Below are 24,857 nucleotides of genomic sequence, written 5' to 3' on the forward strand. Positions count from 1 at the left end.
GAACAAGACATTATGAAGACAAAACTGATATACACAATAGTTGGCGGCCTATTGTTTTTGGGATCCTGTAAAAAAAGTTTTCTAGACAGGCCTTCACAGAATAATCCAACGCTGGACACTTATTATAATTCCGATGCGGAAGTAAGAGGTGCAACCGGCTATCTGTACAATACCGTATGGTATGATTACCAGGATAAAGCCTTCCATGCCATCGGCGAGGTGCTGTCGGGCAATATGTACACCGGTGATCCCGTCTACAACACCTTCTTGAATTTTACGGTATCCGGAACCGACGAACAGGTGAGCCGATCCTGGTATTCCTTTTATAAAGTAGCAGGAAACGCCACTGTGCTGATCAATACCTTCGAAGAAAAAATGAGCAATGGTGGAGATCCCTCCTATCTAACGCAGGGAATTGCCGAGGCAAAGTTTATCCGGGCGGTCGCCTATTTTTATCTAGCCCGAGTCTTTAAGGATGTTCCCATCGTCACCGATCCGGTCGCAATGGCTACGACGGGCAACTTTAATACACCACGCTATCTGCAAGCCGATGTCATTAAGTTTGCATTGGATGATATGGCTTTTGCGGAGGCAAACCTGAAAGACAACGATACCCCCGGACGAGTGACCAAGCTCTCGGCTACGGGCATGATGGCCAAAATGTATCTCTACTTAAAAGACTACGAAAATGCGCGAAAGAAAGCCGAAACGGTCATCAATGCTAAAAAATACAGCCTATATCCCGATTATGGAAAGATGTTTACCGACCAGAGTGCCAATAACAATTCCGAGAGCCTTTTTGCCTTACAGTGGGCAGCAGCAGGCGGCTATGGTGTAGGCAATCCTATCCAGGCTTATGTAGGCCCCGAGCCATTATTGAAAGAAACCACCGGAGCCGGCTGGTCGGCTATTATCCCGTCAATCGATCTATTGGACAGCTATGAAGTGGGCGACAAACGCAAAGGCTGGTCCATTATGGAGCAGGGATTTCATCGGGATGACTGGAAAAACTCAGCTTTTCCCAATGGCTTTACCTACGATACGACATGGACAAGCTCCAATGACAATGCACGGAAGATAAAAACAGGTACCCGTTCCAACGCCCTGAAATACGTGGTCGGTCCGGGTGGCGGCGGTCAGGATGTCAATGGCACCTCCACGAGCATCTGTACCTACATCTTGCGCTATGCCGATGTATTACTGATCTATGCGGAGGCCGTATTGGCCGATCAGGCCCAGAGTACAGATGCCAAAGCACTCGCTGCAGTCAATGAAATAAGACACCGCGCCGGACTGGGCACCTCACGCGACCTCACGGTATTGACCCCAGCGAATATATTACATGAGCGACGGGTAGAATTTGCATTTGAGGGAGATTATTGGTTTGACATTCAACGCCAAGGATTTACGAAAGCCAAACAGCTGGTGGAAGCGCAGGAAAGAGGCACCTACAGTGCAGCGGGCAAGCCCTTGGTGGATCATCTCAGCGTTACGCTCAGCAGTGAAAGCAAGTTATATCTTCCGATCCCGACAACAGAGGTGGTCAACAATCCAGAGCTTGCCAAACCCGCCGTTCCTTATAAACCTTAATATGATAATGAAAAAAATTATGAAGACCTTATATCACTACGTCTGCATCCTCGCAATAGCCTGCTTTGCATTTGTTTCCTGTAAAAAAGACGATAAGCTGTCACCGTCCGAAAATCCCCAAGCTGATCCATTGGAAGTGACATCCGGCGCTCCGGGTACGGTGATCGTACTGACCGGCCAGGGGCTTGCGGGCATGAAATCCGTCATTTTTGAAACGGGAAATGTTCCTGCTGGCTTCAATCCAGCTTTTAACAATGACCATGCGGTAGTATTCCGTGTACCGGACACAGCGGCAGCAGGACAGCAGGACATCATCCTAACCAATATGTTGGACAAGCAATTACGGGTTCCCTTCAATGTCACACCGTTACCTTCCGTTGCCACAGTCTCAGACTACAACTTTACCCCCGCGGTCACCCAGCTTAGCCTGAGCGGCAACTATTTAAATGATGTAACGGAGGTCACGCTGACCAGTACCGGTGCAAAGGCCACCATCGTGAGCAAAAGTCAACGTCAGCTGGTGGTCAGCCTACCGCAGACAGAAGTCAGCAGAACAAAACTCGATATCAGAAGCGAAGCCGGAGAAATTACGACAACGCAGGAGTTTGTCAACGTTGATCAGGCTTTCAGACTCTTTACAGATACCTATCAAAATGGTTTTGAAGGCTGGGGCTGGGGAGCTGTAACAATTAGCACGGCAACCTTTAAATCGGGAAATGCATCTTCAAAAATGGTTTACGGCAAAGGAGGCTGGTCTGCCAATGGCATGGCCAACTGGGGTTCGGGCATGGCCAAGAATGCCGACTTAAAATTCCTTTCATTCTGGATTAAAGGCGGTTCGCAGGACTATACCCTTTTTCTTACCAGCGATGGGCGCGCTGCGGGCTTTGGAAATGCCGACAGATCCACTCCCATCCGTGTGCCGGCAGGCGTATGGACCTATGTTCGCCTGGATCTCGCGGATATCGGTCTCTGGAGCAAGGGCAATGCCTTCAAACAGCTCGGTCTATGGATCGAGGGACCAGATGCACAGGATGAAACGTTCTATTTAGACGACGTTATTTTCTTCAAATAGCAGGTCAAAATCATGATTGCAGCGGCATTTGGTCCCGATCAAATGCCGCTCAGTAAAAATCGTCGATTATTCGGCGAGCTAGCACCCATTACAAATGATGAAGCATATAAAAATTTTTACGGTAGCAGTAATCCTATGCCTGCTCCATAAAAGCGGAATTTCCCAGACCGCAGTACAGAGGCATGGAAGCCTCAGTATAAAACAAGGAAAAATAGTAGACCAACACGACAAGATCGTCCAATTGCGAGGCATCAGTTTCTCCTGGAGTATATGGGGCGGCAAAAAGTACTATACCCCAGAAGTCGTTGACCGGCTGGTCGACGATTTTAAAGTCAACTTGATCCGTGTTGCGCTAGCCGTGGAACCGGACGGTGGCTATCTGCAATCTCCCGAAGAGCAATTCACACTGATCAAGAACGTAGTCGATCGGGCCTTGCAGCGTGGCATCTATGTCCTGATAGACTGGCACGACCACCATGCGGACCGCAATATCAATCAGGCCAAAGCTTTCTTTACGCGGATGGCACAGCAGTATCCAGATCATCCACAACTTATTTATGAGATCTGGAATGAACCCGAAAGAACGACCTGGCAAGTGGTCAAGTCCTATGCTGAGGAGCTGATCCATACGATCCGAAAGGATGCCAAAAACAATATCATTGTCGTCGGATCTCCGCATTGGGATCAAGATGTGGATAGTGTGGCCAATGATCGGATTCTGGGCTTTAATAACATTGCGTATTCTTTTCATTTCTATGCGAGCGATCCGAATCATCAGGAGCAGCTGAGAGAACGTGCTCAGAAAGCAATCGGGCAACAATTGCCTTTGTTCGTTACCGAATGGGGCGTAGGAGAAGCCGATGGCAATGGCCAGTTTGATCTGAAAAAAACGAAGATCTGGCTCGACTGGATGGAAAACAATCAACTCAGCTGGGCAAACTGGAATCTGACGGATAAGGACGAAACAACCGCTTTGCTTAAACCGATGGCTCCCCTGCATGGCCATTGGAAGAAACAGCATCTTACCCCGGCGGGGCAATATATCAAGGCGCAATTGAGAACACTTAACCCCTAAAGCATGAGAATCCTCTTATTTGTTAATTTACTCATGCTGGGGCTGCAGAGCTGGGGGCAGCAGCAATTGATTGATAAAGATGCAACGCTACAAACACAGGCGCTGTATAAAAACCTCAAAAGATGGGCTGGCAGACATGTATTGTTCGGCCAGCAGGATGCAACAGCCTACGGACATGGATGGCAGGGCGATAAAGACCGATCGGATGTACAATCGGTCACCGGTTCGCATCCAGCTGTCATCGGCTTCGACTTTATGGGTTTTTCAGGTCAATCTCCCAAAGCCATTTCCGAAAATCGGCAGATGCTCCTGCAACAGGTCACCGATACATACAACCGTGGTGGCATTACGACCATTTGCTGGCATTTTAACAATCCGGTTTCCAATGATGGTTTTTACTGGCACGATTCCACATCCATAGCGGCGATGGCCGCCATTAAACCGGGCGGCACACATCACCGGCACTATAAAAAACTGCTGAAATCCATAGCGTCATTTGCACATCGTGCCAAGGGACAGGACGGAGTAGCAATACCTATTATTTTTCGTCCTTTCCACGAATTTGACGGAGACTGGTTCTGGTGGGGAAAAAAATATACCTCGCGCGAAGATTTTATGGCCGTCTGGCGATTTACGGTAAGTTATCTCCGGGATCAATTGAAGGTACATAACTTTATTTATGCCTTTTCGCCCGACTGTCAATTTAATTCCGAACAGGAGTTTTTGGAACGCTACCCAGGCAATGACTGGGTAGATATCGTTGGAATGGATAATTACGCAGATTTTGGCCGCGATGGGCATTATGATCTACCGGCAGCGATCCATAAACTCAAAATCCTAAGTTCCTTTGCGGAAAAGAACGATAAAATTGCCGCATTAACGGAAACAGGTCTGGAATCCATTCCCAATCCGCAATGGTGGAACGATGTATTGCTGAAAGTGCTAAAAACAGCGGGCGTTAACATGGCCTATGTATTGGTATGGCGCAATGATACGAATAGTCCCACACACTATTATGCCCCCTTTCCCGGGCAGGTCAGTGCGGCAGACTTCCTAAAATTTTACCAGGATCCATTTACCTTATTCGAAAAAGATCTAAAACAAGCCTATCAATAAGTCCAATAATCAATAAACAAAGAGGGCTATTTGCGCAAGCTCCTCTTTGTTTATGTATCATCGTTTAACAGACTATTCCCCAATTGTTGAACTATTCCTATTATACGATTCATTTCAGGTTTTACCCTTTTTATTGTATAAGAACCAAATCGCGATGATCAGCGCCATGGCTGCTATAGCGAATCTCCCTATGGGGGTGGATCGCGTATGATTATATTTCCTTTCGGAATCAGACTGGTTACTTTCTCTGGCGACATCCGCTTCGAACTGATTCTTTTGCGTGGTGCTTGTACTTGATTCCTGAGCGATCAAACCACCTGCCCGCCCTATTAAACCACTGTCCGGGTGAAAGCGAAAACCGCTATCCGTCCATACGTACCAAGTACGAAAAAGACTATCCTGTTTTTTATAACTAAAGTCCACAACCTGTCCGTTCATGCGTTTAATTGATGTATGCTGCTCTTCGCTGCGTTTTTGCTTAGCGGTGTGACAGGCACTTATGACCATTAGGCCTATTACAGAAACCAAAAGACAACCCAACTTCTTTTCCATACTCCCCTCCCTCAATCCAGCCAATTTGAAAAAGCATAAACCGTAGCCAAGGCACGCCGTTTTGATAATACCCTATTCGCTACATTCCCCTCCACGGTCAGGATATACCTGTTCTCCAGTTTCCGGACGATGCCCACGTGGTCGATGCGGCGAAGCCCGCTGTTGTAGATACCGAACAGGTCGGCTGGCCGGACAGCTTCACGTTGAATCTGCTCTTTCGTATAGCAACGCGCATTTGGAAAAAGTGCCGGACTCCAAGCATTACGTGGTGCATCACGTCCAGCTTTTCCATAACACCAGGACACAAAAGCCGCACACCAAGCGTATCCTTTCCCAAGACCCGTATAGGAAAGATATTCCTCCACCCGAGCGCCATCGTTGTTGCCCGTCGCTTCTTTGACACCGATCTCGTTGAGCGCGATATCGACAATCCGCTGGCGTAGAGCCGAACGCGACGCTAACCCTGTTGCCGGACACGATACTGCTGTGTAAGATGTTAAATGATCCGCCTCCGCGTTACGCTCCGCTATAGCACGATTGCCAAAGCGAGCAATAGCGAGAACAGCGACAGAAAGAACACCGAAAAATAGATAATGCATTGTTGCCATGATGTCAATTGATTAAAGTGATCACTAAATTCCTGACGGAAAAACTTAAACGGTTGCCAAAGGATCTCCTGTAGCCAGTAACAGCAGTAAATGGCCAGCAACCCAGCCAAAATTGCGAATAGCAGCACGGACAATATGCCGATATCCAATACCCCTGCTGTGGGGTCTATGGCCTGGAGCAAAAGACCTGCGGAGATAAAAAATACAAGCAGACAAGCCAGCACAATGCCGAGCAGCTGCTTACTTGTTAGAGGCCAATAGATATCCTCGATATCAGTGACCAGTTGTTTTTGTACTAAATTCATAAAAAACTCTTTTAAGTATGCTACGGTAGCTGTAAAAAACAAATACCGTAGCATCGTTATACAACTTAGCTTAAGGTTAGTTCACCCAGATAGTGACTTGTTGAAGTCTTTACACCATCCCGATGCCCCGTAAACACCCATCCTACGATCGTATCTCCCGCATAAATGCCAGGAAAAGTTAATGTCAAAATTTCATCAGCACGTGTTGCAGATTCCATCAAATTGAAATATTTCTTTTCCTTGTTGTAAGTCAGCAGGATTACCGAATCATCATTGTATCCCATCATATCACTTGAGGATTTCAACCAATTCACCGTAACTTCCTGTGCTCCACTTTCTGTCCATTGAGGTACAAAAAGGTTTGGCAAAGCGCCTCTACTGATCCGCACCTTGCTATAGTCTATTTCAAAATCAGGGTAGATCCCTATCATTGCAAACTTGAGTACATCGCGCAATCCTTGATTATATCCAGTGGATCTGCCTTGCTGCACATCAGAATAACCAAGATTCAGCAGTTCTTTGAGTGGTCCCAAAAAAGCTGTTGCTAATGCAAATTTCTCCCGTTGGGCCAATTGCTTTTCAGAAGCCGGCTTATTGGTTGGCCTAGCTACAGATCTAACATAATCAACTGACCGCCAATTACTTCCTACGATACTACCCACTTTACCACTATATGCGCCGTGGATACCTTTTAAAAATGTTGCCATAATTACTATTTTTTAATTTTGTTTAATACTACGTCCGCATGCAGGACTATTTTGATATATCGACAGCTAAACTAAACGGGATCCCCGTCGATTTAAATTAATGGGATAATTCAGGACAATACGAGATAGAAAAGGATAAAAAAAGGGATAATAGGATAATGAAAATGGGATAACGAAAGGGACAAAGAGGGACAGGGTAAAATATCCTCGGGAGCCGTTCGACAAACGTTCGGGTCTCGTTGCAGCACTATTCGAGACTGCTTCGGGTCACATTCGACTGTTGTTCGACTGGGCTTCGACTAGGCTTCGGGAACGAGTCGAAGAACTCCCGAAGCGCAGTCGAAGAATTGCCGAAGCAGCCCCCTCCCAGTCTGGGAGCAGTCCCGAACAGCAGCCGAAACCTGCTCGAAGAGCTGTCGAAGACAGCATCAGCACTTGACTAATTCAGGCCACCCCTTTCACGATATTTTCGCTTCTCTAATAGCGATTGGATATCATCCCGACGATGATAGTGCTTTCCTCCGATAATTATTGGGTCTAACCATTTTCGGTCGATCCACCGATAATAGGTACTATGAACTATTCCAAAAAGAGACTGTACTTCTTTGGATGTCAATAGGTCATCAGCCTGGAGTTTCTCTTTTTGGGGTGAAAGGCCTCCATTTAATAGCTTTTCCAAGATATTTTTAATCGCTTCAATTAGGAGTAATAATCGGTCAAATCTTTTCATCATACATTCAGATAAATTACTAAAACCGTATCGATTATTCCACTGCAACTGCATGCACATTTATACACTAGCATCTATGTTTTTTGCGGTATTTATCGATGTTTGTCTTAAAACGTTTACGATACGTTTTTCCTATTGGAACAAATTCATCGACACCCTTTACCGAAATATAATCTATAGAATAGTGCGCTACATACGCCATATTAACCAAATAACTTCGGTGTACCCGTACAAATTGTTCTTTATCCAACAGCCTTTCCAACAGGTCCATCGTGATATTTCCGTTTTTCGTAAAATACATCTTGTTGCCTACCCTGTATGTATTCTCCTTGTAGAAGCACATTGTTTTATCGTCAATAACAGCGAGCATCATTCGATCAATATTTACCTGAACGTGATACCCTGCAGATTTTGACGTCTTTATATCTAAAATTCTGTCGTTCAGTTCAACAAACTCTTCAGTCACATCGATGAGGGCCTTTACTCTTTCTATTGTCTCTTTAAAGGCGGCTCTTCCTATTGTTTTTCGGATAAAGGCCGATTGATAAGGGGATGTTTCATATACATATTCGGGATGATTGGAGCAGACAATTACTTGGGGTATTACCTTTAATGCTTCTAAAAGCTGCACGCCATTCAATGGCTGCATGTTCATATCTAATATTAATATATCCACCTCCTGATGTTCCATCAGACTTAAGGCCTGAACCGGATCAGAAGTACAGAAAACAATCTTTAGGCTCGGATCATCCGCAATGTACCGCTGGATCAGAAGCAGTTCGTCCAATTGATCATCAACTATCCCTATGCGGTAAACCATACTAGTTTCCATCTTGATCAAATTTATTCTGAACCAGCCGCACAATAAATTCATTATCCGATTCTTCAATATGCAATACACCGTATCCCTCATCTTTGCTCAGGCGTTGCTGCAAATTGCTCAGACCAAAATTGGAAGACTTCATCATCGCCCGCTGCACTGGGTCGAAAAGATTTCGGCATTCAAATACAAAGCCGTAATGGCTCAAGACCAAACTAATAATAAGTGCGCCTTCACGTTGGAAAACAGCATACTTAATCGCGTTTTCCAAAATCGTCACCAAAGACATGGGAATAATCTTATGATGACATTTTTCCCAATCCGCATCCACATACAACTCCACTGTAGCATCACCATATTTCCATTGCAGAATATCGGTCAAGTCAATAAAATAATTCCATTCTATTTTTAATGGAATCGTTTTCATACCAGCAATATCCTGATCTAATACATAGCGTAACACCTGGTTAAATCTGATTAACATATCAGCGCTTTCCCTACCCTCTCCCATTAGCGATCTTCCGACACTGGTGGATAAAATACTTTCAACAAAATGCGGATTGATATCACGTAATGAAAGCTGGTAACGCAAATTGTCAATTTCATTTTTTGCATTGTTGTTATCAGCTTCCAATAGAAATTGCTGGCGTTTACGCTTTCTAAAAAAAACATTCCCTACGGTAAACAATAAAACGGAACTAAAGCTTGAACCTATTCTCAGCCTAAACTGCACCGCATCAAACGTCGAATTTATCTTAAAAAGAAAAATGCCAAGAAGCGGATAGATTTCATAGATAACCCATTTCGAAAAAGGGATAAAAGTAAATAAAATAAAAAGAAACAATAAGATTCCCATCCCACGCTTAGACCAGTCTGAGGTAATGACCATCTTGAAATTAAAGTCTAACAACTTAAAATAGAGCACAAATAGCAACATAATACCTATGACTTGCATAAGATTCAGCAATCGTTGATAATGTATAAGGTTTCCGATGATCAGGATCAGAACAACGCTCAAAAATAATATAATTGGCGATCGATATCTCTTTAAAATCTCAGTCATTATTGGTCATATGATATGGTTGTAATTATAAATTTACTAATATTTTATTTAATAAAACATAATAACAATCTCACAAAATAAAAATATTATAATTAAATCTATCTAAGATAAAAGTTTTCGCTCCTTTCCTAAATGCAAATGTATGCTCTGGGCTCAGTAATTTACCCGATACATCTTCACATCCATTCAAACGTAGCATTCCATTCTGATGTAGGTAATCCCAACAGCCCCAATCCATCCATTTATCGTTTAACCTTTCCGATAGTACGTCAAAAATACGTTGCATGCATTCCCGGATATAATCTGTCCGTGCTAATTCAAAACTAGGATGGATAGGCTGCTGAATAGTTATTTTTACAATTTCGTCAGTTAATTGGTCCAATACCGGATATACCGGTACCTGCAATAAATGCGAAATAAAGGCGACACCTCTTCGCACATGAAGCTCCTTATAAAAAAATGACACAGGCACAAGCAGTCCATCTATATCGTTAGCACCAATATTGCCATCAGCAAATACTAAGATATGCCTACCTGAATACAATGATCTTCTGATACGCAGCACCATATATTTATCTTCGGCAAAGAGAAAATCAAAATGCCGATCAGCGTCATCAAATGAAGCCCTGTGCGCATTTAAGTGATTTTGATACTTTTGGTAGACTTTTTTACTGATCAAGATATCGAAATCTATCCCTGCCCGAGCGAGGTAAAGCGGCAATAGTTCATGTTGACCAAGGTGGAATCCCGTCAATATTCCGGCTTGATTGAGACCGTTCAATCCTTCTATTGTAGACATATAACGTTCGGGGTTGCGTGCAGTATGATACCTTTTAAATATCGCATATAATTCGTTGTGATCTTCCCAGGGTATCGAAGGGACATAGTGGTGCAAGTTCGCGCTAAAGAACGCAAAGTTCATTTGGTTATTATTCATCATTAAGATTTGATTAAAAGCAATCCCCGGCATGAAGGCCGGAGATTGCAGCGTTAGTAGTTGCAGTTGTCAGAAGGCCCAGATTTCGCACTTATCTTCCGTCTCATCAGCTCCGGTTAGAGAGAAGATGGCCAGGAAATCTGCCAATCTCACGACTTGCAGTTCAGTGCTTTCATTCAGGACCAAAATTTTATTCGATACTATTTCAGTCATAGTTTACAATTTTTCAATTCTAAAAGTCCAAAGATCGCAGGGTTGGAAATCCCAGACTCTTGTCGACAGAGCTTGCTGAATCAGTACTACGAATATCCAATCGAATGCTTTAAAAAAGTGAATAAAAGCGTACTCGGCCTATTTTAGCGTAAACTTTCCTATTCGCGCCAGTTTTGCCATTCGCGCGACGTTCGCGCAAAAAATCGGCCGTCTACGGTTAAATTCTTCCGATAGTAACCTTATTTCGATATTTCTCTTTTTACTAAAAATCTGGCCATGCAAAAAAGCCTATTTATCGCGCTGGAGGAGCACTATACTCCGACCAGCAACACCTCAGCCTTGCGCCATATATTGGGCGTACAGCTTATGCAGATCGCCACACCATCCTATTTTCAGAATGAACAGGGAGATGAGGCCCTACTACAGGAGTTTGATGGATTTCTGAGCTATCTGACCACCTTGCATCGCTATGGACAACAAAGAAATAGCATCAAACTAAGGATCGAACGGGGCGACCTGCATGCTTTCTATGTATTGGAATCTGCTGAGCCCATTCTATTAATAAAAGATCACCAGCAATTTGAGTTGCATCCCAAAAGGGGCTGTTACTGTTATCTTCCGCAGGGAGAGTATCTCTTAGAATTTCCTAAGGGACATACCCAACTATTTTCCTTTTACTTCCGTGGCAAGATGTTCCGTAAAAACCATGAGCGACATTTCAATTTTTTGCACGAACTCGTGGAGGCTTTTCGTAATAAGAGTGAATCAGCGGTACAAAGCATTGATTTCAGAATTGGCCCACGTACTCGAGTGATGATAGGTCGCTTACTCGAACATTTGCGGTTTATCGATCTGGATACCGAGCTGTTTCTCCATCGGCAGATCCTCGAACTGCTCAAGCTCAGCAAGGAAAAAATTTTTGAGGAGTATGAAAAAGTATATGATGGGAGCATCCTAGCGCTCCAAGTGCGAGAAGAGATACGACGCAGCATCGCGATAGATGGACATGAATTTAGGTTGGATGAGCTGCCACTCCTCTTCAAAAAAAGTCAACAATATCTCGGTCGGGTGTACAAAGCTGTATTTGGCCATTCCCTGACGCAATGTCGCAAAGACTTTTTGCTGGAGCTGGCACAGGAAAACCTGTTAAAGCTATCCAACAGCACACAGGCGGCCTATGCCTGCGGATTTAACAGTATACAGCAGTTTGACAAATTTTTTAAGAATGCCAGCGGAATGACACCCACTGATTACTTAATTAAGACCCTGGGCGAATAGCTTGAGGTTTCGTTTTTGACAACAGTGCTGTTTCCAGTTTGACACGCCGAGGCTTTTTTGTTGACATAACTTTGCTTTACACAATATGTAAGAAAGAAACAGCAACATGAACAGTAAAGCTAAACATATCATCCGACAAAGCATCCGCATCTTTTTGATGGTTTTCTGGATCTATGTAGCTACCGATAAATTGCTCGCATTGGGTGCATTCCATTCGGCTTTACAACGCCAGCCACTACCATCCATGCTAATTGATAGACTATATTGGGCACTACCACTTTTTGAGCTGTTTGTTGCTTTGTTATTTATTGGACGATATAAACGTTATGCCTACATCCTTTCCACTCTTCTACTGTTTTCATTTAGTGTATTCATCGCTCTGGGACTTGTGGGTTTATATGCCGAGCGACCATGTGGCTGTGCCTCCGTCTTTACGCAATTATCCTGGCCTTGGCACTTGGTCGTCAATCTTATCCTGTTGGGCCTGTCCATATTGGGCTGGTACTTGACTGGGCCAACCAACCCCATGTACAAAGAGGAACAACACGACAAGAAAAACACCAAAGCTACCCTCCTTTCCATCCTTCTTTTAGCCTCCCGATACCACTTTATAAGGGTGGTGAGGAAGCGATTTCCAGAGAAATTTGCGTTATTCCCGGCTTGGCCGGTACTATGTAAACCTAAATTGCACGTTTGCTGCATTCCGTCAAAAATGCAGCACGCAATAAACAGTCCTACAGTCCCGAAGTGTAGGACGATAGTATACAACAAAAGTTTTTTGAGGTAACCTTTTTTTGATCAAACGCAATATAAAAAACTTGATTGCGTAAAATAAAAGGCCACGAAAATGAGAACTATACAACTCATAAAAGATAACACAATGCTTTTGATCGCAGGCTTAGCGATCGTAGGTTTCAGTTCATTTAAAATGATCGACAAGTTCGAGGCAAAATCGGGCGCAGTTACCAAATGGTATCCGGTGGCTACCAACGGGCAAACTATTGACACATTAAATCCGCAAGATAATCCCCCTGCAGATAGCGAGTGTCAAGAATCAAATCTTGGTAATACCTGCTTTATCAAGATGACTACGACAGCGTCTGTTCCAACATCAGTGAATGCTGCTTTATCAGATCCTACAGTTTCTGATATTGAACAGTATCATCGCGATGAATAATAAAAATGTGAAAGGCCCGAGTTTGATCGGGCCTTTTGCTTATCGTTCATTTTGTGCTATTCCTGTTATCCGAACCACCTCATTCGGAATCGGAAACACATAACGCCTACTCCGAGGTGCCAATGTATAGTTTTTCCCATCAATAAATCTTTCTAACACTATCTGCGTGTCGCTATGCCGATTATATCGTTTAAGATCCATCCATCTAATACCTCGAAAAACCAGCTCCCGACGTCTTTCATCCCTTAGATAGGCTAATAGATCGTCCTTTGAAGCTGGAATATCCTGCTCTTTTTTGAACCGAAATTTTGCAAACTGTTTGAAAGTCTCAATTGCATCCTGGAGCTTACCCTGCTGTGCCAACGCTTCAGCCTTATTGAGCCAAACTTCGTCTACCGCAAGCCCTGTAAAAAAAGCGGCCGAACCATTATATGAACCTTTATATTTAAAGTCACCATCAGAAGCTTTAAAAAAGAGTTCCTTTCGTAGGTCATCTCCTTTATATAGCAAATGAAGTTCTTTTGATACATTCAGTCTGGTCGCGTTCAAGATCGCATAAATACTCATACTCGTATGGAAAATAACTTCCTTATTGAACAATCCAAAAGAATAATTCAACGAAGTAGAGAGGGGAGCATAGTCAAGGAGATCAGATTGCAACGCGAGACTTTCCGATGCCGTTTTTTCTGACTGAGGATAATTCTCCATGAACAGGTAAAACCGAGAAAGAAAGGCCAATGCAGCAGCTTTTGATGGTCGTGTTTTCACCCGAGGCAGCCCCTGCAAGAGATCAGCGCTTTCCTTCATATCGTTTTCAATTTGTGTCAGCGTTTCCCGTACCGTACTCCTAGTTGTTGGCAAGGTAATGTCAGAAGTCAATCTTAAGGGAACACCCAATTCGGTCTCCCATGTGGATGGATCGTACAGTGCACCAAAACAATTGTATAGTTCCCAAAAAGACCAAGCACGTATAAATAATGCACTTCCCTTGATGTCATTAAATTCCTGAACATCATAAGGCTGTGTTACAGCCTTCAGACGCTCCAATACCAAGTTACAATATAAGATACGCTGGTAAGGAGCATTCCAGTCATCTATCCCCTCAAAATTCCCATAGATATCCGCAGCCCATGTATACATATTTTTTTGTTCGGTTCGAGATAGAGCCGTCCAATTATTCAGATTGACATAGTAGTCATCCGTTGACATTTCCGGCATACCATATCCAGCCAGTTTACTGATGATGGATGAGTTGTCCAATAGTGCCCTCAAATCCGCAAGCGTCGTAGGGATCGCTCGCGCACGATCTGGAATTGCATCCAAAAAATCCTTTTTACAGGCATTTGTTATTAAAATGAGCAAACCAAACATGGCGTAGCAAACAATACATTTTATATATTTCATCATTCAAATCATTAAAAATCAACTCTTAAAAGCATTGACGCCTGTAAGGGGCGTGCATAAAAACTCAATGGCATATCCGGATCGATATGTTCCTTGGATTTGGACCAGAGGATTCCCAAATTTTTCACATTGAAACTTAAATCTACCTTTTTAAACAGCCTGTTTTTCCAGGGAAAAGTATAAGCAAACTGTATATCCTCCATACGAATATGGGCACCGGACCTTACAGTACGTTCACTCATTTGGTAGACCATATCCCGCTGTGCCATCGACGCCAGGTCTTTAGGCATCCCCGGAACTGATGTGTGATTTTCGTCTCCCACTTTCTGCCAACGATCCTGCATCTCTATGTGCCCCATCCAATTATTCAGTAAGCTATAGTAAGATAGTGAAGGCCGACGATACACATAGCCTGCTTTAAAGCTCAGCAGAAAACTGATGTTGAACCTACCAGCAATATTAAATGTATTTCGCCATGAACCGAACCAAGTAGGCACTGTACTGCCTGCATACACAAGATCCGACAACTCCAGTCCTTGCAGGTAAGCTGCATAATTTTTAGAAACCGTACCATCTTTCAAATAAACAACCGGATCCCCCTCGTTATCCAAGCCATTCCACTTGTAGCTGTACAGATAATTTTGAGGCTTACCCACTTGAGGGGGCGAAAACACCTGTTCCTGACCAAGATAAGAAGCAATAGCCCATCCATTCTGACCATCATCATATTTTGTGACTTTATTATTTACATAACCAAGAATCACATTGCTCGTCCAACTGAATTGATTACGCTTGACCGCCTGTACAGTCAGGTCAACATCAAGACCTCTGGTCAAAGCATTCGCATAATTAATCCGGTTCCGTAAGATTTGATTATCAACTCCTGTTGTCGGATCTACAACCGCATCACCGATCAGGTCACGCCCCCATTTATTGTAAAATTCAACCTGACCGACAATCCTGTTGTTGAAAAGACCAAAATCCACACCTAGATTAAGTGTCCTTATTTTCTCCCACTGCAAAGACGGATTACCTGTATTGGCTAGCGTTCCCCGTATAAGGCCGTTAAAAGAATCATTGCTGTAGGTAGCAATTGGATATGCCGTTAATGTCTTGTCCACATTGCCGTTTTCGCCAATTGTAGCTCGTAGTTTCAAGGCTGAAAGCAGATCGCTTCTGAACCAATGTTCTTCTTTCACATTCCATAGTAGGCCAGTCGACCAGAGAGGAACTCGCTTTTGATTGAAGTTTACTCCAAACAGATTACTTTGATCCACACGAACGCTGGCTGTCGCTGTGTACCGACGGTCAAAGGTATAGCCCATATTAGCGTAATAGGCTTCATAGCGATCCGTTTTCAGCATAAATCTGCCATCAGGTGCAGGAATATAACTCCAATTTCCTTGGGGGCTCATTTGTACCGGATTTTTGAAGTCTATTGAGGAAGCGCCTATCCTCGTCTGATCATTAATACCATAGACTACTAAGGTAGGATTACCTTCGAGGACACTTTCATTTCTTTCCACACCGGCAAATAAATTCAGTTGATGGAGATCATTGAAATTGCGTTCAAAAGACAGAAATAGTCGACTGGCGTACCCTCTTTGTGAACCGCCTGACGAATTGGAAATACCACCTAGCGGTATAGCACGAATACCATCGGGTGAAGTATATTGATTGATCAGGTTTCTGCTTTCGTAAGAATTGGACAAATAATATCGTCCCGATGAGGAGCTGCCCACCGTATACAATTGCTTAAATCCGAGATCAAGACCGAAAGGAAATTTATAGCGCAAGCCCCCATTAAACCGGAATGAAAAATCACGATCTCTGTTTTCCCTAAATTTATATTCCTGTTCAGGATAAAACCGCCAATCCAAGTAACCATTCGATCCAGCAGTTTCAATATACGGCAGACTATAACGTCTCGGGATACCATATTCATCTTCAAAAGAAGTGTATGGAAGTAAATAGGATTTACCCGCAGCAATAACATTGCTGATACCCATACCGTCCGTTTTTACGACATTATGCATTACTTGGGTTTCGACATCCAGTGTCAGCGCATCTGACAATCGGTAATCGATGTTGGCGACGACATTGGTTTTTGCATCCGTATTGTGCCGAATGGTGGTTTGATCCGACTGATGTGCCACCGAAAAATAGTAGGAGCCTTTTGCAAATCCACCTGCACTATTTAGACCATAGCGCAGCAGGACAGGCGTCCGATACAATTTCTTAGTCAGCTCCGGGATAAAATCCCGTCGCCGCATTCCAGTTGTCCAAGCGTTTAAATCCGATTCGGTTATTTTGCCATTTTTAAGATCAAATAAACGATCTATATATGGAGAATTCAGCGTCCAGTCATTTTGTTCATACCATCCTTTATCGAAGAAGGTCTTTTCCATATCCATAAATGTAGCGGCATTAACATGATACGGAGATTGTGTAAAATTCGGCTTTGAAGCGACTTCAAGTCCTGTGTAGAACTGGAAACTTTGTAGCTTTTGACTTCCCTTTTTAGTTGTCAGCACGATCACACCGTTCCCAGCCCGTGCACCCCAGATACTCGCTGCCGAAGCGTCACGCAACACCGACACAGTGGCGATATCTTCCGGATTGATATCTGCGATATTTCCATTAAAAGGAAAATTATCAAGGATGATCAGTGGCGAGCCATCTCCAAATATGGTGGTCATTCCCCGCAGCCTCAATTTGGGAGTACCTTCACCCTCACCATTATTATCCTTACGGACAAAGGCCAGCCCTGTCGTTATATTTTCTAGACGATTTAAAAGATTAGCTGAATTGGAGCGCTCCAGCTGTTCTTTTCCCAATACCTGAAATGAGCCTGCCGAACGTTCTTTGGAGATCGACTGATAACCAGTCTGTACCAATACCTCTTCGATCTTTCTGACAAGCGGCTGAAGCACAATGGTCTTGTCCGCCAGTAGCTGATTACCTGTAAGCGTATCCGTATGATAGTTTAAATGAGATACAACATAGCGATCATCGGCCGTCACTGTTATCGTAGCGATCCCCGTCTGATCGGACAATACAGCTACATGACTTCCTAACATTTTTAAAGAAGCGCCCCTTACTAGCCTTGATTCATCGTCTGTGATACGAATATTTACCCTAGTCTGTGCAATACTTTTTAAGCAAACTATTTGCAGGAGGAAAAAGACGATAGTCTTAATTTTCATCTGACACCTCCTTTCTTACCGTTGCAGATTGCGTGAGATAAACACTCAACAAGGGACGCTCACAAAGCTCTACCTGGATACCATGTTTTTTTAGGATGGCAAATACGCTGGGTAGGTCTTGCAGCGAACAGTCAAAGTCGATATTGTAAAGCTGATCAGTAAAGGCTTTATCCCAGACGATCGGTATAGGATTACGCTTGTTTTGCTCTGCAATAATGCCAAGGATATTTTCCAGTGAAATATTGACAAATCGGGCTTTTCGCGTGTTAGGATCGAAAAAATTTTCTGTTCTTAATCCTTCCCTTTTAAAAGCTGTATGGGATGACGATACAGTAATGAAATATTGTTTTCGCAGCAAGGGCTTCAAGGAGAAATCCACGCCAAAGTTATCCGATAAAAACGAGCGCAGATCTTCCCGGAATATCGTCTTAGGATCGAGATTTGCAGTACTATCCAGATTAATAAATTCATAACAATAATAATGATCCTGTTTCCATTGATAATTCCATTTCGATCGATCTGCGATCGGCATGCTGGCAAATTTCTCGTAATCGTAGCACAAGAGCTTCTTAACGGAATCAGGAATATCAAACACCAATCTGTTAAATCGGCCGTAATGAGGTATATCTCTGCTATAAAGTTTGTAGAGCATATCTTCAATAGCACCATTGAGATACCTTAAATAAGATTTATTTGTTTTCAACCGACCAATATGCCAGTTGAACGAGCGATAGAAAGCTCTGTTTGAACCGTATTTGGCGATGACATTATCCTTGAGGAAATCCTGCAGTTTTATGCTGTCCTGATAATCGACTAATTCAGCTTTCTTAAATTCCTCTATGGGTTTGCCCTGAATAGCATTCAGTATATTACCGTCTGTAATATAATCACTTGTGTTGGACAGCAGGAGCTTATCATCCGCTATCCATATCGAATGCGGCAAGGAGTGACGCGGAAAGTACTTCTTTAAAATCTGATCCTCGTATACAGTAGATACTGAGCTATTATTTCTAGCACTAAAGCTCTGTATTTTTTCTTTGGTTTCATCTGTCACAGCAAGTATCGCGATGTCCTGACCATACTTGGCACGATATTGATCCAGTTTGGGAAGCATCTTGATACAAGGGGCGCACCATGTCGCCCAAAAATCAATAATAATTAGTTTTTTGCTTTTGAAGTCGGCAAGCTTAATCGTATTCTTTACTTTGGAATCGTTTATAACAGCCAGGGGCAGGTTCCAAAGTGCTTCGGGAACCGTATCCCCTACCTTCAACGCTTTGATCATTTGAAGCCCATCAGCCCCGCTGTCCTTGCGGGGCGTCTGAGCTGATAAACTAAACATAGAAACTAAGGTGAATAGGATTACTAAAACAGTAATCTTTAGTATTTTAATATGCAGCAATGTGCTACTATTTGGTTGTAATTTTAATCTTTTCATAATTCTAGGAATTGGTATTGGAAGGTGATACCCGCCGGAAGAAATCCGAAATAGCTTTGGAAGTCGCTATCTCCTCTTTATTGACCTCAATTGAAATTGAGACCTTACCCAGATCCATTTGACGTGCGTGGATCATAAAATAAGCTATCAATATGCGGAGAAGATCAACGGAGAATTCGGTCAATTGTGAATTATCTTTCATCTTTTCCTTATCACTCGTTTCGGGTTGTAAAGCAACAATATAGGCTTGAATTGTGCTTAAGGAATACTTATCCCAAAAGTCTTGAACATTCTTAACAGGATCATATCCTGATCGATGGGTTTCGTAAATCACTAAATCCAATAGGATTAGATGAGCATAATTCGATCTCATTTCTTAGATTTTTAATGGCGAGCTTAGGACATAGCTATTCCAGTCCGATTGAATCGGATACTTTTTAGGCCGTAAACCGCCCGTAATAAAATTGGTTAATTGGGATAGCTAGAATTCTATTGAATGGGTATGACTCGGTATATAATTGGGCATCTCGAATTCCATAGCTGATGTTACCAGATCATTGCTGGCGAAATCAGACCGAGCTACTCGGGAGATTTGAAGATGTTTTTTGTGATTTGTTTTTTCATTTGATATAAAATAAAAAAGCATCGATTACACTATAACAATACATGTAATCAATGCTTTTTGTAGTATTTGTACAACAAAAGTTAGGTGATCGCTTACTGTCGCCGTAACAAAAGCCCTGGCGAGGCCCCCAATCTCTGAGGTGCGATTAGGATGACAATACGGCGCTGATAAGTAAGCGTCAACCCTACCTCAGGAAATATTTTTCCAAAGATAATGAATTGACGCATTACCCACACTCGTATTGTCATTAATTAAATCGCCAGATTTGTTACGAGTATTGTTATGAGTCTATATTTATTAGCTTATGTTCTTATTAATGTCTTTTCTATAATTTCATTTATTTAATACAATAACAAAGATAAAATTAAAATGTAATACATGCAATACATTTTAATAACATTTTTTGAAGTCTTTAGTCTTTATGGAGAGTAAAGCAAAGATTAGTAAAATTGAACAATATATAATTGACTTTATTTACAAACTGCGGAAAGAGAAAAACTTAAATCAAGCTGATATCGCCACAATTATTGGAGTAAGCCGAGTTTTTGTAACTAATGTAGAAAATCCATCAAATAGAGCCAAATATAATATCGATCATATCAATGCCTTAGCTGACCATTTTGGAATGTCTCCAAGAGATTTTTTGCCTGAAAGAGCTATTATTTAATATTTTGCGACTGCAATGTGAACTTTATTTTCAGAATAGCTGAATAGGGTTAATTATCTAACGTAATTCTCAAAAGGAGGTCAAACAAATTTCAACAAATACAGATTGTTATAGGCACAATAATCAGTTATTAGGACTCGAGCACTTTCTTTTAAAACGGAGATATATTTTGTAGGATAGTCAATAGCTAGTACCTAAAATTTTGTATAAAAAGTTTGGCAATAGAAATTTAATCAGTATATTTGTATTGAATCTGAAAAAGAGCCAGTCTCTTTAGTAGGATTCCTCCGGTGACTGTGGTCACCTTTTTTATATCTCAACTATACCAAAAGTATTTCTCGACGTTACTTCTTTTACTATGACGTTTTCTAATCTTTTGTAAAAATTATTTCCTCCTTTTTTCTTCATATACGAATTTGGTTGATATCGTTGTCTTACGCAATATGCTAGTACATCATTCATTTGATGCAAAAAAGAATATTGTGAGTCTCGAAAAACTGGATCCTCAATCACAGAATTTATCTTTAAATTTCGATAACCAGATTCATAAAATCTTGAGTTATTTGGGATTGTATTATAGTGTCTCATTTTTCTTAACAGCGTCCTTAATTTTTGTCCTTCTGTATTGTCAGACAGTATTATCCCTTTATCGTCTGTATTTGATGGTCCTCTGAAATTCTTATTACTTATTGTATTTTCAAACCTCATTACTAGAGTATTCCAGGCTAATTGAAAAATATCGTCAGTTCTTCCTTGCTTATCTACTACGACGCTAAAGATATTTAAATCAGTTTGTATATTTAGCCAGTCAATACATTTTTTTATTATATCAAGCCGGTCATTTCTTTTAATCCTAATTAGATCTCCTGGCCTGCTTATTAGTTCAGTACAGTGAATTTCATCTCTTAATTTTAATCCCTTTGAATCTCTTAAAAATCTCCTAAATTCAACCAAGTTTTCTAAAGTTTGTCTCCATCTTAATTCATGGATCACAATTGCGGAAAGCACAAAGTATCGAGTCGGGCTATTGTGTAATCCAACATCCCCACTTTCATCAACATACATTAAATACATAAAATTTCTATTATTTTCAGAATTGGTTACTGATAATTCACAAATATATACAATAGTCTTCTATATGAAAAAAGACGTCGACTGACCTAAGTGTAATCGGTAACTAAGAATGGTTCTTCGCCAATTTTGATGCAATTATCCAGTTTTTGAAAGACAAACTTTTCTTCTAAGTAACTCAAAGCCACATCTACCATACATCTCACGTTTTTTATTTTTTAACCTGTTTACATTTCCTTCTACCAGGCCATTCGTCCAATTATAGCTTATGGCATTCTTTACCGCAAGTATATCCTTTTTCAATCCCTTACAAAAGCTGTCAATTCTACTTCGGCCAATAGATCGGACATATTCAAACCAGATGTCCAATCGATCGGGACAACCTCCTTTTAGAACATTTCTAAAGTCTACGAAAAGCGTACGAAAACTGGATAAAAGTGGAACCTCACTTACCAGTTTGTCAACAATTTCCTTTTCCTTTGAGCATTCTCCCGTATCCTCTGAAACTCCATATTCTGGATTTGTTACATAAATTGACAGCGTTTTTGGCAAAGGGATAGAATAAGGTCCAATTTTAGGTTTATTGACCTTTAATGGCTCCGGGTACGTCCTATTCCATTTATGTTCATAGTGGGGAAAATTCAAATAAAACCATCTTGTAAAAGATCGTTCACAACAGTTTAAGCCTATGCTCTTTAGAGACCTGAACATGGCCGTAGGATTGATTTCCAAACTGCACATGTGCTTAATTTCGTCCATATATATTTCATAATGTACGCGCGTACTTCTTGCTGCTGAAGGCATTCCCTGTTCCAGATGTTTTTTTACAGTGCGCCGGTTCGTTTGGGTTTTTCGAGCGATTTCAGAAATACTGTGTCCGTCTTTTTTCATTTCGATCATCTGGGAAAGCTTCTCTTTTTTTTGAACCATTACGGAGGACATCGCCTGCTTAACATTGCCCTTGGCGTATAAAGTTTCTTTAGCTGCTTTATCAATGGGCCTCCTTGATTCGGATCTCTCATAAATACTTTTGGAGATTTTCTTCAAATGAATATATTCCTGCCTGATCTCCTCTTGTATAGCATCTCCGAGATTTTTCACCAAATGGAACCTATCAGCTATTTGTTTTGCCTAAGGGATAGCTCTCTTGATGGCACTGGAATAAACTGTGGACCGATCTCTGGTTACGTATTTGATTTCTTTATGATCCGACAGCCATTCCACAACATCACTGGAATCCCTGCTGTTCAGTAGGTCTATGGGCCGTCCTGTCTCGGCATTAACGATAATTGTACCATAATTCATTCCCTTTCTCTTTGCCCAATCGTCTATTCCGATGCAGAGCAATTTGTCGTTTGTTGGCATCGCCATGGATTTGACCATTCTAAGACAAGTACTACTACTGATAGGGATATTCATTATTCTGGAAAAATAGGCCCCTTTATTGGACGATACCTCAAGAAGGAACTTCTTTAAATGTTCTGAAGCCCTGATCGTACGTCTGGAATAAGGCTCTGTCAAGCCGTCACACCGTTCCGAAAATATCCGCCTTTCACAGGAGGGATTTTTGCAGGCAAAGCGCCGTACCTCAAGCCTAATGAGAATTGCGATTGCTGCCCAGGGCAGGTCCGCGAGTGTTCGCACATAAGAGGAACGCACGTTGCAACTGCTTTTCATACAACTCGGGCATTTGGAGCGTGTTCCCGTTCTTTTTGCAAATAGACGTATGGTTGTACCTTGTATTTCCGAGCGATAGATCTTAATTTTCCGGGCACCATAAAATAAACCTACAATTTTTAAGTTAAAAATATTGGATGGATTCAATCTTAAAGAGTTTGATTATCAATTCTTTAAGATACGAAAAAAGCATTAGCAAAACAACTTTAAAATGATTTATTTTGCTGAAAATAAGATAGTTAACATGAATTATAGAGAATTATTAAGTGCATCAAAATTGGTGAAGAACCCTAAGAATACATAACTTTTGGTAATCACGAGTGCAGCAAAAATAGGAATAACAGTGCAGTGGAGTTTCTGAAATTAAACCAAATGAGCGGAAGATTAACAAAATCGCTCTGTTTTTTCGAGCTTAAGGGATATAGAATTATTTTGCAAAAATATATTATGGTAAAATTTATACATTTAAACACAGCTAGTGGTAGAAAAGTTGTCTTCAACGTTGACAATATTTTTTATCTTATTGAGTTGAAGGATTCAAAATACGGATCGAAAACTCAAGTCAGTTAGGTAGGAAATCAAATTTTTGTTGTTCAAACAAGTATTCGGTGCGCTTTTACAAATTTTCATACAAAAGTGCTTTTGATAATTAGTTTTAGTAATTTTAAGAAAAACTTAATTTTATGGACAACATTTTAGACAAAGTATTTGGAAGTGGTTATTCAGATGCCAATGAAAGATTAGACAACGAATTGCTTAAAATTCAAGAAAAGTATAATGCTTGGTTTGATAAGAACCTAAATGAAGATGAATATGGTGAAAAACATAATATTCTATATTATAAATTCGTCTATTATAATCCCCCAAGAATTTCATTCGATATTACAATTGACAATTTGCCTGACCAAATTAGACACGAGTGTAATGAAAAATTTAAGGAATCATTTGGAATAGAATAACTTCAAAGCCTAGATCAAAAATCTAGCTTTGACCACGGGATCAACCCAATACACCGAATGATCCGTTAGCGTAAGTATATCTAGTGGCAAAACATGACATTCAATAATATCCTCAAGCCCATCACCTAGAACGTATTGCAAAGCTTCTACAGACTCAACAGAACCTTCCAAAATAGTACGTTTATTCAAGGCATATAGATCAGATGGAATCATATTAATTCGGTTCCGTGTGATCCAATTCTTCAGCTGATCTTTTAGCCATTTGAACAACTCGACTGCCTGCTGCTTTAGCTAAGGAGATGCCAGCAGCATAGATATCCAAGACACTATTTAAGTTTTTTTCGCTCCATAACAATCCATTTTATCGCGGCATCCAGTTCGCTGGGCCAAGCCTTTAATCCCTCTTCCAGTATTCGCGCCCCGGCTTCAATTCCTACGCCCTGAGCAGCCGATAAAGCCATTTTCCGAATGTGGTCTATATACCCTGTTGGTGGTTCTTTGCTTAGTTTCATTTCACAAAATTAAAATTTATCTTGATATATTACTAATATTATTAGTAATTTT

The 24,857-nt window shown here is 41.5% G+C and carries 25 protein-coding genes; 9 read left to right on the forward strand and 16 right to left on the reverse strand.

From position 1 onward, the window contains the following. Positions 1-12: 12 nt before the first annotated feature. The 4 genes from HPC41_RS15430 (at position 13) to HPC41_RS15445 (ending at position 4,856) form a co-directional block, all read left to right on the forward strand. The gene (locus HPC41_RS15430) at positions 13-1,590 is read left to right on the forward strand and encodes a RagB/SusD family nutrient uptake outer membrane protein (protein WP_172394838.1); all 1,578 of its coding nucleotides are present in this window, start codon (positions 13-15) and stop codon (positions 1,588-1,590) included. Between the two features lie 19 nt (positions 1,591-1,609). Then, positions 1,610-2,665, forward strand: coding sequence for a cell shape determination protein CcmA (locus tag HPC41_RS15435; RefSeq protein WP_246250698.1), 1,056 nt, complete (start codon positions 1,610-1,612; stop codon positions 2,663-2,665). A 94-nt stretch (positions 2,666-2,759) separates the two neighbouring features. Next, on the forward strand, positions 2,760-3,740 hold the full coding sequence (locus HPC41_RS15440) for a glycoside hydrolase family 5 protein (protein ID WP_246250700.1): 981 nt from the start codon (positions 2,760-2,762) through the stop codon (positions 3,738-3,740). Positions 3,741-3,743: 3 nt separating this feature from the next. Continuing rightward, positions 3,744-4,856 carry a glycoside hydrolase family 26 protein gene (locus HPC41_RS15445; protein WP_172394840.1) on the forward strand — a complete coding sequence of 371 codons (1,113 nt, stop codon included), beginning with the start codon at positions 3,744-3,746 and terminating at the stop codon, positions 4,854-4,856. A 114-nt stretch (positions 4,857-4,970) separates the two neighbouring features. Here HPC41_RS15445 and HPC41_RS15450 read toward each other — a convergent pair whose 3' ends face one another. The 8 genes from HPC41_RS15450 to HPC41_RS15485 form a co-directional block, all read right to left on the reverse strand. Then, positions 4,971-5,408, reverse strand: a complete 438-nt coding sequence (locus HPC41_RS15450) for a hypothetical protein (protein ID WP_172394841.1) — start codon at positions 5,406-5,408, stop codon at positions 4,971-4,973. A gap of 11 nt (positions 5,409-5,419) precedes the next feature. Continuing rightward, the gene (locus tag HPC41_RS15455; protein ID WP_246250703.1) at positions 5,420-6,016 is read right to left on the reverse strand and encodes a CHAP domain-containing protein; all 597 of its coding nucleotides are present in this window, start codon (positions 6,014-6,016) and stop codon (positions 5,420-5,422) included. Then, positions 5,935-6,321, reverse strand: a complete 387-nt coding sequence (locus tag HPC41_RS15460) for a hypothetical protein (protein ID WP_172394842.1) — start codon at positions 6,319-6,321, stop codon at positions 5,935-5,937. Before HPC41_RS15460 ends, HPC41_RS15455 begins: the two co-directional genes overlap by 82 nt. Before the next feature lie 65 nt (positions 6,322-6,386). After that, positions 6,387-7,028: a DUF6266 family protein gene (locus HPC41_RS15465; protein WP_172394843.1), complete on the reverse strand. Its 642-nt coding sequence runs from the start codon at positions 7,026-7,028 to the stop codon at positions 6,387-6,389. Between the two features lie 439 nt (positions 7,029-7,467). Next, the gene (locus HPC41_RS15470) at positions 7,468-7,761 is read right to left on the reverse strand and encodes a helix-turn-helix domain-containing protein (RefSeq protein WP_172394844.1); all 294 of its coding nucleotides are present in this window, start codon (positions 7,759-7,761) and stop codon (positions 7,468-7,470) included. A gap of 64 nt (positions 7,762-7,825) precedes the next feature. Then, positions 7,826-8,590, reverse strand: a complete 765-nt coding sequence (locus HPC41_RS15475; protein WP_172394845.1) for a LytR/AlgR family response regulator transcription factor — start codon at positions 8,588-8,590, stop codon at positions 7,826-7,828. Then, complete coding sequence (locus HPC41_RS15480; protein WP_172394846.1) at positions 8,580-9,641, reverse strand: histidine kinase; 1,062 nt, start codon at positions 9,639-9,641, stop codon at positions 8,580-8,582. The genes HPC41_RS15475 and HPC41_RS15480 overlap by 11 nt, the downstream gene beginning before the upstream one ends. A 70-nt stretch (positions 9,642-9,711) precedes the next feature. Beyond that, positions 9,712-10,581, reverse strand: a complete 870-nt coding sequence (locus tag HPC41_RS15485) for a lysophospholipid acyltransferase family protein (RefSeq protein ID WP_172394847.1) — start codon at positions 10,579-10,581, stop codon at positions 9,712-9,714. Between the two features lie 486 nt (positions 10,582-11,067). Here HPC41_RS15485 and HPC41_RS15490 point away from each other — a divergent pair, with 486 nt between their 5' ends. The 3 genes from HPC41_RS15490 (at position 11,068) to HPC41_RS15500 (ending at position 13,246) form a co-directional block, all read left to right on the forward strand. Beyond that, positions 11,068-12,069, forward strand: coding sequence for an AraC family transcriptional regulator (locus HPC41_RS15490; protein ID WP_172394848.1), 1,002 nt, complete (start codon positions 11,068-11,070; stop codon positions 12,067-12,069). Positions 12,070-12,175: 106 nt separating this feature from the next. Beyond that, on the forward strand, positions 12,176-12,856 hold the full coding sequence (locus HPC41_RS15495) for a MauE/DoxX family redox-associated membrane protein (protein WP_172394849.1): 681 nt from the start codon (positions 12,176-12,178) through the stop codon (positions 12,854-12,856). 60 nt (positions 12,857-12,916) lie between these two features. After that, positions 12,917-13,246, forward strand: a complete 330-nt coding sequence (locus tag HPC41_RS15500) for a hypothetical protein (protein ID WP_172394850.1) — start codon at positions 12,917-12,919, stop codon at positions 13,244-13,246. Positions 13,247-13,285: 39 nt separating this feature from the next. On the opposite strand, the gene HPC41_RS15505 is transcribed toward HPC41_RS15500, so the two are convergent. Genes HPC41_RS15505 through HPC41_RS15520 form a run of 4 tightly spaced genes read right to left on the reverse strand, consistent with a single transcriptional unit; the run spans position 13,286 to position 19,667 of the window. Next, on the reverse strand, positions 13,286-14,653 hold the full coding sequence (locus HPC41_RS15505) for a RagB/SusD family nutrient uptake outer membrane protein (RefSeq protein WP_172394851.1): 1,368 nt from the start codon (positions 14,651-14,653) through the stop codon (positions 13,286-13,288). Between the two features lie 8 nt (positions 14,654-14,661). After that, complete coding sequence (locus tag HPC41_RS15510) at positions 14,662-17,856, reverse strand: SusC/RagA family TonB-linked outer membrane protein (protein ID WP_172394852.1); 3,195 nt, start codon at positions 17,854-17,856, stop codon at positions 14,662-14,664. Next, positions 17,846-19,294, reverse strand: a complete 1,449-nt coding sequence (locus HPC41_RS15515) for a TlpA family protein disulfide reductase (protein WP_172394853.1) — start codon at positions 19,292-19,294, stop codon at positions 17,846-17,848. Before HPC41_RS15515 ends, HPC41_RS15510 begins: the two co-directional genes overlap by 11 nt. 4 nt (positions 19,295-19,298) lie before the next feature. Continuing rightward, on the reverse strand, positions 19,299-19,667 hold the full coding sequence (locus tag HPC41_RS15520) for a hypothetical protein (protein WP_172394854.1): 369 nt from the start codon (positions 19,665-19,667) through the stop codon (positions 19,299-19,301). A gap of 673 nt (positions 19,668-20,340) precedes the next feature. Between HPC41_RS15520 and HPC41_RS15525 the strand changes: the two genes are divergently transcribed. Continuing rightward, complete coding sequence (locus HPC41_RS15525; protein ID WP_172394855.1) at positions 20,341-20,586, forward strand: helix-turn-helix domain-containing protein; 246 nt, start codon at positions 20,341-20,343, stop codon at positions 20,584-20,586. 309 nt (positions 20,587-20,895) lie between these two features. Here HPC41_RS15525 and HPC41_RS15530 read toward each other — a convergent pair whose 3' ends face one another. The 3 genes from HPC41_RS15530 to HPC41_RS15540 form a co-directional block, all read right to left on the reverse strand. Next, entirely contained in the window at positions 20,896-21,660 is a 765-nt protein-coding gene (locus HPC41_RS15530) for a DUF3800 domain-containing protein (RefSeq protein ID WP_172394856.1), read from the reverse strand. A 135-nt stretch (positions 21,661-21,795) separates the two neighbouring features. After that, positions 21,796-22,758 (reverse strand): transposase, encoded by a 963-nt coding sequence (locus HPC41_RS25705; protein WP_172394857.1) that lies wholly within the window; start codon positions 22,756-22,758, stop codon positions 21,796-21,798. A 30-nt stretch (positions 22,759-22,788) separates the two neighbouring features. Then, a complete protein-coding gene (locus tag HPC41_RS15540) occupies positions 22,789-23,481 on the reverse strand; it encodes a transposase (RefSeq protein WP_172394858.1) in 693 nt (230 codons plus the stop codon). A gap of 536 nt (positions 23,482-24,017) precedes the next feature. Between HPC41_RS15540 and HPC41_RS15545 the strand changes: the two genes are divergently transcribed. Then, positions 24,018-24,293, forward strand: a complete 276-nt coding sequence (locus tag HPC41_RS15545; RefSeq protein WP_172394859.1) for a hypothetical protein — start codon at positions 24,018-24,020, stop codon at positions 24,291-24,293. A gap of 326 nt (positions 24,294-24,619) precedes the next feature. Here the strand turns inward: HPC41_RS15545 and HPC41_RS15550 are convergent, their stop codons facing one another. Then, on the reverse strand, positions 24,620-24,805 hold the full coding sequence (locus HPC41_RS15550; protein ID WP_172394860.1) for a hypothetical protein: 186 nt from the start codon (positions 24,803-24,805) through the stop codon (positions 24,620-24,622). Positions 24,806-24,857 lie beyond the last annotated feature (52 nt).

It is taken from the genome of Sphingobacterium prati (assembly GCF_013167215.1).
In the GTDB taxonomy this organism is placed as follows: Bacteria; Bacteroidota; Bacteroidia; order Sphingobacteriales; family Sphingobacteriaceae; genus Sphingobacterium; species Sphingobacterium prati.

Coding starts and splice junctions, on each gene's coding strand:
- HPC41_RS15485 (WP_172394847.1), bottom strand. CDS start 10,581: ATGATGAATAATAACCAAATGAACTTTGCGTTCTTTAGCGCGAACTTG.
- HPC41_RS15520 (WP_172394854.1), bottom strand. CDS start 19,667: ATGAGATCGAATTATGCTCATCTAATCCTATTGGATTTAGTGATTTAC.
- HPC41_RS15435 (WP_246250698.1), top strand. CDS start 1,610: ATGAAGACCTTATATCACTACGTCTGCATCCTCGCAATAGCCTGCTTT.
- HPC41_RS15450 (WP_172394841.1), bottom strand. CDS start 5,408: ATGGAAAAGAAGTTGGGTTGTCTTTTGGTTTCTGTAATAGGCCTAATG.
- HPC41_RS15440 (WP_246250700.1), top strand. CDS start 2,760: ATGATGAAGCATATAAAAATTTTTACGGTAGCAGTAATCCTATGCCTG.
- HPC41_RS15430 (WP_172394838.1), top strand. CDS start 13: ATGAAGACAAAACTGATATACACAATAGTTGGCGGCCTATTGTTTTTG.
- HPC41_RS15495 (WP_172394849.1), top strand. CDS start 12,176: ATGAACAGTAAAGCTAAACATATCATCCGACAAAGCATCCGCATCTTT.
- HPC41_RS15460 (WP_172394842.1), bottom strand. CDS start 6,321: ATGAATTTAGTACAAAAACAACTGGTCACTGATATCGAGGATATCTAT.
- HPC41_RS15550 (WP_172394860.1), bottom strand. CDS start 24,805: ATGAAACTAAGCAAAGAACCACCAACAGGGTATATAGACCACATTCGG.
- HPC41_RS15530 (WP_172394856.1), bottom strand. CDS start 21,660: ATGTATTTAATGTATGTTGATGAAAGTGGGGATGTTGGATTACACAAT.
- HPC41_RS15445 (WP_172394840.1), top strand. CDS start 3,744: ATGAGAATCCTCTTATTTGTTAATTTACTCATGCTGGGGCTGCAGAGC.
- HPC41_RS15455 (WP_246250703.1), bottom strand. CDS start 6,016: ATGGCAACAATGCATTATCTATTTTTCGGTGTTCTTTCTGTCGCTGTT.
- HPC41_RS15545 (WP_172394859.1), top strand. CDS start 24,018: ATGGACAACATTTTAGACAAAGTATTTGGAAGTGGTTATTCAGATGCC.
- HPC41_RS15500 (WP_172394850.1), top strand. CDS start 12,917: ATGAGAACTATACAACTCATAAAAGATAACACAATGCTTTTGATCGCA.
- HPC41_RS15470 (WP_172394844.1), bottom strand. CDS start 7,761: ATGATGAAAAGATTTGACCGATTATTACTCCTAATTGAAGCGATTAAA.
- HPC41_RS15475 (WP_172394845.1), bottom strand. CDS start 8,590: ATGGAAACTAGTATGGTTTACCGCATAGGGATAGTTGATGATCAATTG.
- HPC41_RS15515 (WP_172394853.1), bottom strand. CDS start 19,294: ATGAAAAGATTAAAATTACAACCAAATAGTAGCACATTGCTGCATATT.
- HPC41_RS15510 (WP_172394852.1), bottom strand. CDS start 17,856: ATGAAAATTAAGACTATCGTCTTTTTCCTCCTGCAAATAGTTTGCTTA.
- HPC41_RS15490 (WP_172394848.1), top strand. CDS start 11,068: ATGCAAAAAAGCCTATTTATCGCGCTGGAGGAGCACTATACTCCGACC.
- HPC41_RS15480 (WP_172394846.1), bottom strand. CDS start 9,641: ATGACTGAGATTTTAAAGAGATATCGATCGCCAATTATATTATTTTTG.
- HPC41_RS15465 (WP_172394843.1), bottom strand. CDS start 7,028: ATGGCAACATTTTTAAAAGGTATCCACGGCGCATATAGTGGTAAAGTG.
- HPC41_RS15505 (WP_172394851.1), bottom strand. CDS start 14,653: ATGATGAAATATATAAAATGTATTGTTTGCTACGCCATGTTTGGTTTG.
- HPC41_RS15525 (WP_172394855.1), top strand. CDS start 20,341: ATGGAGAGTAAAGCAAAGATTAGTAAAATTGAACAATATATAATTGAC.